Here is a 12873-nt window from a genome sequence, read left to right on the forward strand (position 1 = left end):
TAGGTATAACAAATATATACTTTTATACCGATAGATTAATGCATTTCATCGATTATAATGTTAAATTTTCATTATAATCTAAAAAAGAACAATCATTTAAGAACGCATTAAAAGGCTTTTAAAATAAGTAAGTTAATCTTTTAAGTATACTAAACTTGAGTTGTTAATTTAAAGGTGTTTTCATTTTTCGCTTTAGAATAAAGGTAATAAAACCAAAAAGCACCAATAAACAATAAACCAGAAACAACATAAAGCAAATACTTTTCACTTATGTAATAATAAGCGACTTGTATAACCTCTGAGAACACAATACTTAGCGAACCAAAAAACATAAAAAGGGATTTTTTGTTATCCTTATTAAAATAAGACAACAACGATATGGCTAATAATACCAACATAACAATATTATACAAGAACTCTATATAGAAAATATAAGAACCAAATGTGTAAGGTTTAACTATTGTTAGCAAAACATATATTATGTAGGCATTTAATAACCCTAAAATAATTAAGTGAATTTTATAGTTGGTTAAAATTCTTTTAATATCAATAGTTTTGTAGACGTGATATATTAAACAACAATACGCAGCAATATAAAATAGATTCCCAACAGTATAATACATATCAAACTGAAAATCAGTCACTAAAAAATACTCAATAAAACTAGTTATTTCTGAAATTGAAAATAGAATTAAAAACCACGAGAAAAACTTTGGTTTTCGAGTTACGTTAATAAAATAAAGTAATGTTATACTTGGTACAATTAAAGACTTAGCTACCTTAGATAGCATATACTCATCATAAAAATCGAGCAACAAAAATAGCACGACTAGTATTACAATTAGTCCACCTAAAAGATTCGATTTATTCATAAATAGCGTTTACATTCTGAAACAAATATACACATATTTTGCTATTTATCGATAAAAAACACCTTTAATCCGATTTTTTTGCGCTAAAAAACATTTTTTGTAAGAATTTACTTTATTTTTTGTAAAAACTCATCCTCTGTTATAATAGGAATTTCTAGTTTTTCTGCTTTTGTTCGCTTACTTGGCCCCATTTTGTCACCAGCCACAACAAAAGAAGTTTTAGAAGATATTGAAGACGAGACTTTCCCGCCATTATCTTCAATTAACTTTTTAAGCTCGGTTCGTGATACGGTTTCAAATACACCTGACACAACAAATGTTTCACCTTCTAGCTTATTGGTTTGATTGGCTAAGGTTTCGGCTGAAAGTTCCAATTGCACACCAAAACGTTTTAAACGCTCAATAATCAATTGGTTTTGCTCTGAATTGAAAAAGTCGACAACACTTTCAGCAATCTTCTCGCCTATTTCATCAACATTTACAAGATCGTCTTGACTAGCGTTTGACAAAGCATCTATAGATTTATAATGTTTGGCCAACTTTTTCGCCACAGTTTCACCTACATACCTAATCCCTAGAGCATACAATACACGTTCAAAAGGAATTTGTTTGGATGCCTCAATACCATTAACCAGATTTTCAGCACTTTTTTGTGCCATCCGCTCCAATGGCAAAACCTCTCCTACCGTTAGCTCGTACAAATCTGAATAGTTACTAATAAGACCTGCATTAACCAATAAGGCCACTGTTTCACCACCCAAACCTTCAATATCCATTGCCTTTCTGGAAATATAATGTTGTATGCGTCCAATAATTTGCGGAGGGCATCCATTATAATTAGGGCAGTAATGCTGTGCTTCACCTTCTTGTCGCACTAATGCTATATCACATTCTGGACAATGTGTAATATATTTTGTTGGCTGGGAGTTTTCTGGCCGTTTAGTAAAATCGACAGCAATAATTTTTGGAATAATCTCACCGCCTTTTTCAACAAACACCTCATCGCCTTCTCTTACATCTAACTTAGCAATTTGATCTGCATTATGTAACGAGGCTCTTTTTACGGTTGTTCCCGCCAACTCTACAGGCTCTAAGTTAGCCACTGGTGTGATGGCTCCTGTGCGACCTACTTGATACGTAATTTCATTTAATCGTGTTGAAACTTGCTCTGCCTTAAATTTATAGGCCATTGCCCAGCGCGGTGCTTTGGCTGTATAACCTAGCTCCTCTTGTTGATAAAAACTATTCACCTTAACAACCACGCCATCAATTTCATAAGGGAGTTCGTGACGATGCTCGTCCCAATAATTTATATACTCTAGAACCTCGTCAATGGATTTTACTAAACGCGCTTCACTTGGTACCTTAAATCCCCAATCGCGAGCTTTTTGTAACCCTTCAAACTGTGTATCTACACCTAAATGGCGACCTTTTAAGCTATATAACAAACATTCCAGTGGACGTTTGGCAACCTCGGCACTATCTTGAAGTTTTAAGCTTCCAGAAGCTGTGTTTCGTGGGTTACGATAAGGTTCTTCGCCTGTTTCAATTCTGGCTTCATTCATTTTAAGAAAACCGTCTATGGGCAACACAATTTCGCCGCGAATTTCAAATTTATCTGGATAATCACCACGCAACTGTAATGGCACCGACTTAATGGTTTTTACGTTGGCTGTAACATTATCACCTTGAAACCCATCGCCTCGTGTTACCGCTTTTACCAAGGTTCCATTTTCGTAAGTTAAATTCATTGAAGCGCCATCATATTTCAACTCACAGGTATACATTACGTCACCATCAACCAACTTTTTAATACGTGTTTCCCAATCTTCTAAATCTTCTTTGGAATATGAATTATCCAAGGAGTACATTCTGGATTCGTGAACCACGGTTTTAAAGTTCTTGGTCACTTCACCGCCAACGCGCAAACTTGGAGAATTAGCATCGTAAAACTCAGGATGTTTGGCTTCCAGTTCCTGAAGTTGCTTCAATTTCATATCAAAGTCATAATCACTTATAATTGGATTATCCAGCACATAATAATTGTAATTATGCTCTCGTAATTCGTCGCGAAGTTGTTGTATTTGTTGTTGTATGTTTTGACTCATTGAGATTGTTGTGGTTATTGTAATTCTGCTTTTAACATTCGGTTGTTACCAAACATATCTTGCCGTAATTCTATGTGTTCAAACGGATATGCTTTGACCATTTGTTGCATTTCTGCGCCAAGATATTGATTTATTTCAAAGAATAATTGCCCGTTAGGTTTCAACTTATCAACAGCCAATTGTGTTATAACTTCATAAAACACAAGCGGATTGTTATCTTCTACAAATAGTGCCAAGTCGGGTTCGTAATCCAGAACGTTTTTTTTCATATCCTGTTTTTCCAATTCACGCACATATGGCGGATTAGATACAATGATATCGAATTTAGACGCATCACCTAATACCGAAAGGCTTTCGTCTTTATTTAAAATATTAGCTTTTAAAAACGATACGTTTACTTGATTTATTTCAGCATTTTGTTGAGCAATTTTTAAAGCTTCCTCAGAAACATCCAAAGCAAATACTTGAGCTTTTGGCAACTGCTTGGCCAAGGAAATAGCAATACAGCCTGTTCCCGTGCCGATGTCTAGGATTTTTAATTGAGATTCTTCACTTCGTTCTGAATGACATTTAATAATCCATTGCACTAATTCTTCGGTTTCTGGTCGCGGAATTAAGGTGTGTTGGTTTACTTTAAATGGCAATCCAAAAAACTCGGTTTCACCAATAATATGCTGAATGGGTTCTTGGTTTTTCAATCGACTTAACGCCTCAAACAACGGCTGTTCTTCGGTTTTTGTTAACGCAAATTGAGGTTCTAAAGCCAGAGTTAATCTGTTACATTGAAAGTAATGTTCTATCAACCAATAAAAAAAGCTATCAACTTCATCTGAGCCATAAATAGCATCGAGCTCGTTATGATATATATAGTGAATTTCTTTAAGAATCATAATGTCTTAATCATCCAAACATTACACGAATAATGACCTGTGTTCCCCAATGGTTTGTCCAAATGTGTAAACCCTGTTTTAGCATACAGTTTTGTAGCTGATGTCATATAAGGCAAGGTTTCAAGATAACAGTGCTCAAATCCTAATGCTTTAGCTTTTTCTAAGCAGGTTTGCATCATTTTGCTGCCTAAACCCGTACCGCGCGCTTCGGGTAAAAAGTACATTTTTTGCAACTCGCAAACGTTACCTTCAACAGTATCTAAAGGTGCAATTCCAGCACCACCAATAATTTTTCCATCAACATCAATTACATAATATTTGGATTTTGGATTACTATACGTTTCCGTCATACAATCCAAGGCAGCATCTTCATAAGCTGTCCCTACTTTTGGTGCTCCCAACTCAACAAGAACCTCACGAATTACCGTAGCTATCTGTTTATCATCGGCCTTAGTAATTTCTCTTATAACTATATTATCTTTGCTCACTTTAAAATGGTATTTTTACCGCTGTGAAGATACACGAAAAATACATAAAACGCTGTATAGAGATTGCCAAAAATGGCCTAGGCACCACTAGACCAAATCCTATGGTAGGTTGTGTTATCACGCATAACAATCATATTATTGGTGAAGGTTTCACGAGTCCTTATGGTGGAGCACACGCCGAAGTAAACGCCATTACATCTGTTAAAGACCAATCGCTTTTAAAAAAAGCGACACTTTATGTGACTTTGGAACCTTGTAGCCATTATGGAAAAACACCGCCTTGTAGCGATTTGATTATTGAAAAGGGTATTCCAAATGTAATTATTGGCACAGTGGACACTCATAACAAAGTTGCTGGAAAAGGTATTGAGAAACTGAAAAATGCTGGTTGCAATGTTACTGTTGGTATTCTTGAGCACGAATGCCAGAAGCATCACAAGCGTTTTTTTACTTTTCATAACAAACAACGCCCATATATTATTTTAAAATGGGCGCAAACTGAGGATGGCTTTATTGCTCCAAAAACCAAAACCGAGCAAAAGCCTGTTTGGATTACCAATACATATTCCCGCCAATTAACGCATAAATGGCGCACCGAAGAACACGCTATACTTGTAGGGTACAACACCGTAATGGCGGATAACCCCAATTTAACGGCTAGAGATTGGGCTGGTCAACATCCTATTCGTGTTGTGGTTGACAAAACCAACACACTACAAAAAGACTTAAATATTTTTAATTCGGATGCTGAAACTATAGTGATTTCAGAAAGTGATATCAATGTTAACCAACCTATTGCCAAGCAGATTTGCAATGCACTCTATGAACGTGATATTCAGTCGGTAATTATAGAAGGTGGCAGTAAAACACTTCAAACATTTATAGATGATAATTTATGGGATGAAGCCCGTATATTTACAGGAAATGTGCAATTTAAAACAGGTATAAAAGCTCCTGAGTTTTCTGGAACTCTGATTTCACAAGAAAATATATTCACAGATACTTTAAGAACCTACACCAATGATTAAAACCCTCATTTTCGATTTTGGCGATGTCTTTATCAATCTAGATAAAAAAGGTGCTATGCAAAATGCGCTTACTATTTTTGAAGTTGACACCTTTCCTGATGAATTAAGCCAGATGAACCATCGTTATGAAATGGGTTTAATAAGTACACGTGAGTTTTTAAATTTTTATATGTCTAAATTTCCCAAACTAGACGAAACCATTATTTTAAATGCTTGGAATTGTATTTTAAAAGATTTTCCTAAACATCGACTAGAGTTTTTAAAACAACTTAGAAATGATGGTAATTTTGACATTATTCTGTTAAGCAACACCAATGAACTTCATATAGATTGGATAAAAAATGAAGTTGATTTTTTCGAAGACTTCAAGCAATGTTTTCATAAGTTTTACTTGTCTCACAAAATCAATTTAAGAAAACCGAATGCTGATATTTATGAGTTTGTTTTAAACCAGAATAAGCTTAACCCCAACGAATGTTTATTTGTTGACGACCTTGAAGAAAACACCAAAAGCGCCGCAAAACTTGGCATCAACACTTGGAACATTAATCCAGAAACCGATGATGTTACCCAACTTTTTGAAGTAAACAACCACTTATTTTAACCTATGTATTTACTCTTTAGCATTTTATGCTCAACACTCATTTTTGTGATTTTTAAATCCTTGAGCAAATACAACATTAACACCTTACAGGTTATTGCCATAAATTATTTTGTGGCGTGTTTTATTGGATTAACTGCGTTTCAAGGTAATATTACTGTAGAAAATACGCTACAATCCGATTGGTTTTTAGGCGCCGTTTTTTTAGGGTTTCTATTTATCAGTATCTTTTTTGTTATGGCCATGACGGCACAAAAAAATGGTGTTTCGGTAGCCTCGGTGGCTTCAAAAATGAGTGTAGTAATTCCTATTGTTTTTGGTATTTATGTTTATAATGAAGGCACTGGATTGCAAAAAATAATTGGTATTACTCTGGCATTGATTGCTGTATATCTAACTTCTGTAAAATCGGCTTCAGAAATTAACTTCAAGAAAAATTTACTGCTTCCTGTTATTCTTTTCTTAGGCTCTGGGACGATAGATACGTCTATAAAATATATTGAAACCACTTATGTGCCAGACAATGGCATTCCTCTTTTTTCGGCTTCTATTTTTGGCATTGCTGCTATTCTAGGTTTATTAACTTTAACCATTAAAAAAGAGTTTAAGATAACCACAAAAGCTATTATTGGTGGTTTTTTACTAGGTATTGTTAATTATGGTTCGATTTATTTTTTACTAAAAGCATTGGACCACGAACTTTTTGAAAGCTCAACCTTATTTACTGTTAATCATGTAGGTATCGTAATGCTTTCTACCTTAGTTGGATTATTTATCTTTAAAGAACATCTTACAAAAAAGAATTGGATTGGCATTGTATTGGCCATAATTGCTATAATTTTAGTAACATTGGCATAAATGAAAGATACTTACAAAACCATTACCAAACCTTCAGCAGAAGTTTTATTTAAAGATAAAAACAGTAAATTTTTTGGCTACGCCTTTCCTGTACATTCTGAAAACGATGTAAAACAATGCTTGGAAACCATAAAAAAGCAACATCACTCGGCAAGACATTGGTGCTATGCCTACCAAATTGGCACCGAGGAACACAGTCTGTTATTTAGAGCCAACGACGATGGCGAACCCAATAACAGTGCAGGAATGCCCATATATGGACAAATTCAATCGTTTGAAGTTACTAATGTATTAATTATAGTTGTACGCTATTTTGGCGGCGTTAAGCTAGGTGTCAGCGGTTTGATAAACGCTTACAAAACATCGGCACAAATGGCTATGGAAGCTTCAAAAATTGTAACCAAAACCATAAACAAAACGTTTTTGGTTAGTTGCGACTACAAAAACCTAAATACCGTCATGCGCGTTATTAAGGAGCGCAACTTAAATGTTGTTGACCAAAAATTGGAATTGGATTGCCAAATAACACTTTCGGTAAGGTTAAAAGAATCGGAAGACGTCTTTGATACTTTTAAACGCTTACATGAAATTTCTATTAAAGAAATTTCGTCTTAAGTTAATTTTTCTAAAATATAATCAGGACATTTCATTGGGCGATTTGTTGTCATATTAATAAATGCTAAAACCGTATTTCCAGTCGCTAAAATATCATCATTTTCATTTAAAATTTCGTAATCAAACTCAATCTTTACCGACGGTGTTTTTTTTAGTTGTGTTCTAACTTTAATAACCTGGTCGTAAACTATTGATTTTTTAAACTTTACCGCCATAGAAATCACAGGTAACATAACCCCTTCATCCTCCATTTGCTTGTACGAAATGCCTTTTTTTCTAAGCCACTCTGTTCTACCTATTTCAAAGTATAGCGCATAATTTCCATGGTGAACAACCCCCATTTGGTCTGTTTCACCGTATCTCACTCTTATTGGTATTTCATCGAAAAACATATGTTGTTTTAATTATTTTTTTGTAGTTTAGAAGACGCTCTCAACATGCAAAAAAAATTCTTAAAATTCAATAGCTGGCTATTTTTTTTTTTAGAATTTTGTTCACATATTTGTCGAGCTATAAAATCAACGGGGAATTCTACTTCTCTACAATAACTAACTTAATAAAATTTCTAAAGTAAGAATGAATGTGACTGCGCAATCGGTATGGAGTAACTGTCTAGAATTCATAAAAGATAATATCCAGCCTCAAGCATATAAAACTTGGTTTGAACCGATTAAGGCAGTAAAGCTTACCGATAAAGCTTTAAGCATTCAAGTACCTAGTAAATTTTTCTACGAATGGTTAGAAGAGCATTACGTAAAAGTTTTAAAAGTTGCCCTTACTAAAGAATTAGGTGAAAATGCCAAATTAGTTTACATTATTAAAATGGAAAACACCTATGGTAATAAACAACCTTTTACCGAAAAAATACCAAGCTCTAACAGAAGTGCTGTAAAATCTCAAGATGTTGATATTCCGCTTAACAATAAAAATCCGGAATTAAAAAATCCGTTTATAATTCCTGGGATAAGAAATGTTAAAATTGAATCGCAACTTAATCCAAACTATAATTTTGAAAATTTCCTAGAAGGCGATTCCAACAGATTAGCACGAAGTGCTGGCTTAGCTGTAGCAGCAAAACCAGGAGGAACATCGTTTAATCCTTTATTAGTTTTTGGAGGCGTTGGTTTAGGCAAAACCCATTTGGCCCACGCTATTGGAGTTGATATAAAAGATAAGTACCCAGAAAAAACAGTACTTTACATTTCAGCTGAAAAATTTACACAACAATATATTGACTCGGTAAAAAAGAACAATAGAAATGATTTTATTCATTTTTATCAAATTATTGATGTTCTAATTATTGACGATGTTCAATTTTTATCAGGAAAAACAGGAACGCAAGATGTGTTTTTCCATATTTTTAATCATTTGCACCAAAATGGGAAACAGGTTATTTTAACAAGTGACAAGGCTCCTGTTGATATGCAAGATATTGAGCAACGTTTATTATCGCGTTTTAAATGGGGACTTTCGGCCGAGTTACAAAGCCCAGATTTTGAAACCCGTGTTTCTATCTTAAAAAACAAACTATATCGTGATGGCGTTGAAATGCCAGAAGATATTGTGGAGTATGTTGCCAAAAATATTAAAACAAATATTCGTGAGCTTGAAGGCGCTATTATTTCACTAATTGCTCAATCCTCTTTCAATAAAAAAGAAGTTAATATTGAATTAGCAAAACAAGTTGTTGAGAAGTTTGTTAAAAATACCAAGCGCGAAGTCTCTATAGATTATATACAAAAAGTTGTTTCAGATTATTTCCAAATGGATATTGATACGTTACAATCTAAAACCAGAAAGCGTCATATTGTTCAAGCAAGACAATTAGCCATGTTTTTTGCCAAAAAACTTACTAAAGCGTCTTTAGCAAGCATTGGTTCTCAAATAGGAAAACGTGATCATGCCACGGTTTTACATGCTTGCAAAACAGTAGATAACCTATCCTCTACAGACAAGCAATTTAAAAAATACGTGGACGATTTAACCAAAAAACTGACCGTTTAAAATGACTAAAATACTAATGGTTTGTTTAGGTAACATTTGCCGATCGCCATTAGCCGAAGGCATTTTAAAATCTAAACTACCACAAGATAAGTTTATAGTAGATTCTGCTGGAACTTCAAACTACCATATCGGGGATGCACCTGATATTAGATCTATTGAAGTTGCCAGAAAATACGGCTTAGATATTACCTCGCAAAAAGGCAGACAATTTACAGTAAAAGATTTTGATATTTTCGATTATATCTACGTTATGGATGAATCAAACTATCATAATGTGATTAATCTCGCAAGACATGAAAGCGATAAAACTAAAGTTAACATGATTTTAAACGAGATTTATAAAAATCAAAATCATTCCGTTCCAGATCCTTATTATGGCGGTAAACAAGGATTTGACAATGTTTTTAAAATGCTTGATGAAGCCTGCGACATCATTGCTTCAAAAATAGTATAAGTAACCTAACAAACTAAATTTCAATTTTTTAGTTCTTTTTTTGTAATTTAACAATACAAAATTGTTAATTATGAAAACCTCTACCCTATTAATTATTACATGCCTTTTTGTGTTTAACTTTAGTTTTTCACAAGATATTGAACTTGAGCTTTTTGCTAGTGGACTATCAGACCCTATAGGTATTAAACATGCAGGCGATAATCGTTTATTTGTGTTAGAAAGAAGTGGTACTATTAAAATAATTGACCAGAATGGTACGGTTAACAATACATCTTTTTTAGATATAAGTAACATTATTTCTAGTGGAGGAGAAAGAGGTTTGCTTGGCTTAGCCTTCCATCCTAATTATAGTAGCAATGGTTATTTTTATGTCAACTACACCAACAGCAATGGCGATACTGTTATAGCAAGATATACAGTATCTACAAATAACCCAGACATAGCAGATAACAATAGTGGTACAATATTACTTACAATAAGTCAGCCATATTCAAATCATAATGGTGGCGATTTAGCCTTTGGTAATGATGGCTATTTATATATAGCTACAGGTGATGGTGGTTCGGGTGGCGACCCTGGAGATAGAGCTCAAGATTTAAGTACTTTACTTGGTAAACTATTACGTATTGATGTGGATAATGGTACGCCTTACGGAATTCCAAACGATAATCCTTTTGCAAACGATGGCGACAATACTACATTACCAGAAATATGGGCGTATGGGTTAAGAAATCCATGGCGTTTTTCATTTGATAGAGCTACAAACGATTTATGGATTGCCGATGTAGGCCAGAATAATATTGAAGAAATTAACATGGTATCGTTAACCAATGCTGGTGTAAATTATGGTTGGCGATGTTACGAAGGTAACGACACTTACAACACAACAGGAAACTGTCCAGACATCTCTACACTAACATTCCCAATTGCACAATATACACATTCTGGAAATGGCCCTTTTAAATGCTCGATAACGGGTGGTTACCGGTACAGAGGTCTTGAACAACCTAGTATGACTGGTTGGTACTTTTTTGCCGATTATTGTAGTAACGAAATTGGTATTTTATCTTATGATGGGGCGAATTGGAACATGACATTTACCGAACAATTTGACGGCAATAATTGGACTGCTTTTGGGGAAGATTCTAGTGGCGAAATCTACGTTGCAGGTATAAGTTCTGGAAATATCTATAAAATTATAAATAACGATTTAAGTGTTGAAGAAAATCAATTTATAAATGTTGCTATTTACCCTAACCCTACTTACGACAGCATTACTATTTCAAGCAATTATAGCAAACCTTATCAAGTAAATATGTATTCTATTTTAGGAAAAAAAGTCTTTACTAAAGAAATTCAAGAAAAGAATAAAAAAATATCGGTTGAAAATTTACAAAGTGGCTTATATTTGGTTGAAATTATTTCTGATTCCAATAAAAAACAGCTTCAAAAGTTAATTATAAAATAATGTCCCAAAACAAAGGAAAACTCTATTTAATCCCAACAACTTTAGGCGATAACGCCCCTTTAGAAGTTTTACCCATTTCTGTAAAAAAAATTATTGAAATTGTACAAATCTACATTGTTGAAAATGAAAAAACAGCCCGTAGGTTTATAAAAAAAATTAAGCCTGGTAAAAAACAATCTAGTCTTACCATGTTTCAGCTTAATAAATTTACAGATCCCATAGATTTACCTTCATTTTTAGAGCCTTGTTTGCAAGGTGAAAACGTTGGCATACTCTCGGAAGCTGGCTGTCCTGGTATTGCAGATCCTGGAGCTGATGTTGTAAAAATTGCTCATGAAAAAGGTATTCAAGTGGTTCCTTTGGTTGGTCCATCTTCTATCCTTTTGGCATTAATGGCTTCTGGAATGAATGGCCAAAATTTTGCGTTTAATGGTTATCTTCCTATTGATAAAAAAGATAGAAGAAAGGAACTTAAACGTTTAGAGCAATTAGCTTATAAACACAATCAAGCACAATTATTTATTGAAACGCCTTATAGAAATAATAAAATGCTGGAAGATATATGCCAATCGCTTAACAACGACACACTTGTTTGTGTAGCTTGCGATATTACGCTACCAACCGAGTATATAAAAACAAAAACTGTAAGTGAGTGGAAAAAAAATAGCGTAGACCTACATAAAAGACCTACACTATTTATTATTTACAGAAACTAGCTTTCGTTAAGCTGTTTGTTTTTCTAATTTAACTTTTGCCTTTTTATTAGGAGAAATATTTGAGGTATCGTAACCTGAAAATTTCTTTAAATAATAATCTATCGATGTTCCAAAAGCATCAGAAAACCCATGACGGCCATAACTTCTTAAATACTTCTTTACATTTCCAGGTCCAGCTAAATGCGCTGCTGCCAAAATACCAGATTCGGTTATAAGAATACCATTAATTGTTTTTCCTTTAAAACGCTTAATATCTCTTCTTAACACCCATTTGTTGCGAGATGCATTAGCTATAAAGGCTTTTTCCTGTAATTCTGGCGTATTTAAAAATACAACTGGGTTATAAATACCAATTAATTTTAAAGTTTCCTTTCCAAACTGGTATTTTCCTAAGTAACCAAAATCGTTAATAGTAAAATAATCTCCTCTAGATTCTTTAAACCCTAAAGCTTCTTTAAAAGCAACAAAAGATTTTCCTAATTCTGGTGTATATACTTTAACGGGCTCGTGAGCAGGTAAAATTTCTAAACCTGTTTCGGTTTCATTATTAACATTATCAATATTTTCTTGAACATTGTGTAATGCTATAGCGTTTGATGTGTTTGAATTTAATTTCTTGTTCAAACAAAACGCTCCTACTAACAATAATGATATTGTAAGTAAAAGAGCAAAATGACTTCCAATATTTTTAATCATAACTTTAAATTTTCAAGGCTTAATTATAATTTAATTGTAGCCTTTAAATTTCAGCGTGCAAAGATACGCATTTTT

At 33.7% G+C, this 12873-nt stretch carries 14 protein-coding genes; 8 read left to right on the forward strand and 6 right to left on the reverse strand.

The genetic code is table 11. The features are described from left to right. Positions 1-149: 149 nt before the first annotated feature. The 4 genes from EJA19_RS12430 to EJA19_RS12445 all read right to left on the reverse strand — a co-directional run bounded on the left by EJA19_RS12430 (position 150) and on the right by EJA19_RS12445 (position 4358). Positions 150-872 (reverse strand): hypothetical protein, encoded by a 723-nt coding sequence (locus tag EJA19_RS12430; protein ID WP_125468703.1) that lies wholly within the window; start codon positions 870-872, stop codon positions 150-152. A gap of 107 nt (positions 873-979) precedes the next feature. After that, the gene (ligA, locus tag EJA19_RS12435; protein WP_125468704.1) at positions 980-2980 is read right to left on the reverse strand and encodes an NAD-dependent DNA ligase LigA; all 2001 of its coding nucleotides are present in this window, start codon (positions 2978-2980) and stop codon (positions 980-982) included. Positions 2981-2994: 14 nt separating this feature from the next. Continuing rightward, entirely contained in the window at positions 2995-3870 is an 876-nt protein-coding gene (gene prmC / locus EJA19_RS12440; RefSeq protein ID WP_125468705.1) for a peptide chain release factor N(5)-glutamine methyltransferase, read from the reverse strand. Then, entirely contained in the window at positions 3867-4358 is a 492-nt protein-coding gene (locus tag EJA19_RS12445; protein WP_125468706.1) for a GNAT family N-acetyltransferase, read from the reverse strand. The genes prmC and EJA19_RS12445 overlap by 4 nt, the downstream gene beginning before the upstream one ends. Positions 4359-4381: 23 nt before the next feature. Between EJA19_RS12445 and ribD the strand changes: the two genes are divergently transcribed. The 4 genes from ribD to EJA19_RS12465 are packed head-to-tail and all read left to right on the forward strand — an operon-like array spanning position 4382 to position 7460. After that, the gene (gene ribD / locus EJA19_RS12450) at positions 4382-5386 is read left to right on the forward strand and encodes a bifunctional diaminohydroxyphosphoribosylaminopyrimidine deaminase/5-amino-6-(5-phosphoribosylamino)uracil reductase RibD (RefSeq protein ID WP_125468707.1); all 1005 of its coding nucleotides are present in this window, start codon (positions 4382-4384) and stop codon (positions 5384-5386) included. After that, complete coding sequence (locus EJA19_RS12455; RefSeq protein ID WP_125468708.1) at positions 5379-5990, forward strand: HAD family hydrolase; 612 nt, start codon at positions 5379-5381, stop codon at positions 5988-5990. The genes ribD and EJA19_RS12455 overlap by 8 nt, the downstream gene beginning before the upstream one ends. A gap of 3 nt (positions 5991-5993) precedes the next feature. Beyond that, positions 5994-6845, forward strand: a complete 852-nt coding sequence (locus EJA19_RS12460) for an EamA family transporter (RefSeq protein ID WP_125468709.1) — start codon at positions 5994-5996, stop codon at positions 6843-6845. Continuing rightward, positions 6846-7460: an IMPACT family protein gene (locus tag EJA19_RS12465; protein WP_125468710.1), complete on the forward strand. Its 615-nt coding sequence runs from the start codon at positions 6846-6848 to the stop codon at positions 7458-7460. On the opposite strand, the gene EJA19_RS12470 is transcribed toward EJA19_RS12465, so the two are convergent. Further along, on the reverse strand, positions 7457-7852 hold the full coding sequence (locus EJA19_RS12470) for an acyl-CoA thioesterase (RefSeq protein ID WP_125468711.1): 396 nt from the start codon (positions 7850-7852) through the stop codon (positions 7457-7459). The two genes, EJA19_RS12465 and EJA19_RS12470, sit on opposite strands and share 4 nt — an antisense overlap. Before the next feature lie 184 nt (positions 7853-8036). On the opposite strand from EJA19_RS12470, the gene dnaA reads away from it, so the two are divergent. The 4 genes from dnaA (at position 8037) to EJA19_RS12490 (ending at position 12102) form a co-directional block, all read left to right on the forward strand. Continuing rightward, positions 8037-9464 (forward strand): chromosomal replication initiator protein DnaA, encoded by a 1428-nt coding sequence (gene dnaA / locus EJA19_RS12475; protein ID WP_125468712.1) that lies wholly within the window; start codon positions 8037-8039, stop codon positions 9462-9464. 1 nt (position 9465) lies between these two features. Next, positions 9466-9918, forward strand: a complete 453-nt coding sequence (locus tag EJA19_RS12480; protein WP_170160060.1) for a low molecular weight protein-tyrosine-phosphatase — start codon at positions 9466-9468, stop codon at positions 9916-9918. Between the two features lie 70 nt (positions 9919-9988). Next, on the forward strand, positions 9989-11386 hold the full coding sequence (locus EJA19_RS12485) for a PQQ-dependent sugar dehydrogenase (protein WP_125468713.1): 1398 nt from the start codon (positions 9989-9991) through the stop codon (positions 11384-11386). Further along, entirely contained in the window at positions 11386-12102 is a 717-nt protein-coding gene (locus tag EJA19_RS12490; RefSeq protein ID WP_125468714.1) for an SAM-dependent methyltransferase, read from the forward strand. Before EJA19_RS12485 ends, EJA19_RS12490 begins: the two co-directional genes overlap by 1 nt. Positions 12103-12108: 6 nt before the next feature. On the opposite strand, the gene EJA19_RS12495 is transcribed toward EJA19_RS12490, so the two are convergent. Then, complete coding sequence (locus EJA19_RS12495; RefSeq protein WP_125468715.1) at positions 12109-12798, reverse strand: peptidoglycan-binding protein LysM; 690 nt, start codon at positions 12796-12798, stop codon at positions 12109-12111. Positions 12799-12873 lie beyond the last annotated feature (75 nt).

Source organism: Mangrovimonas spongiae, from assembly GCF_003944795.1.
Taxonomy (GTDB): domain Bacteria; phylum Bacteroidota; class Bacteroidia; order Flavobacteriales; family Flavobacteriaceae; genus Mangrovimonas; species Mangrovimonas spongiae.

Bases quoted from the DNA above. Each gene is read 5' to 3' on its own strand.
- EJA19_RS12430 (WP_125468703.1), bottom strand. From the start codon at position 872: ATGAATAAATCGAATCTTTTAGGTGGACTAATTGTAATACTAGTCGTG.
- ligA (WP_125468704.1), bottom strand. From the start codon at position 2,980: ATGAGTCAAAACATACAACAACAAATACAACAACTTCGCGACGAATTA.
- prmC (WP_125468705.1), bottom strand. From the start codon at position 3,870: ATGATTCTTAAAGAAATTCACTATATATATCATAACGAGCTCGATGCT.
- EJA19_RS12455 (WP_125468708.1), top strand. From the start codon at position 5,379: ATGATTAAAACCCTCATTTTCGATTTTGGCGATGTCTTTATCAATCTA.
- EJA19_RS12460 (WP_125468709.1), top strand. From the start codon at position 5,994: ATGTATTTACTCTTTAGCATTTTATGCTCAACACTCATTTTTGTGATT.
- EJA19_RS12465 (WP_125468710.1), top strand. From the start codon at position 6,846: ATGAAAGATACTTACAAAACCATTACCAAACCTTCAGCAGAAGTTTTA.
- EJA19_RS12470 (WP_125468711.1), bottom strand. From the start codon at position 7,852: ATGTTTTTCGATGAAATACCAATAAGAGTGAGATACGGTGAAACAGAC.
- dnaA (WP_125468712.1), top strand. From the start codon at position 8,037: ATGAATGTGACTGCGCAATCGGTATGGAGTAACTGTCTAGAATTCATA.
- EJA19_RS12480 (WP_170160060.1), top strand. From the start codon at position 9,466: ATGACTAAAATACTAATGGTTTGTTTAGGTAACATTTGCCGATCGCCA.
- EJA19_RS12485 (WP_125468713.1), top strand. From the start codon at position 9,989: ATGAAAACCTCTACCCTATTAATTATTACATGCCTTTTTGTGTTTAAC.
- EJA19_RS12490 (WP_125468714.1), top strand. From the start codon at position 11,386: ATGTCCCAAAACAAAGGAAAACTCTATTTAATCCCAACAACTTTAGGC.
- EJA19_RS12495 (WP_125468715.1), bottom strand. From the start codon at position 12,798: ATGATTAAAAATATTGGAAGTCATTTTGCTCTTTTACTTACAATATCA.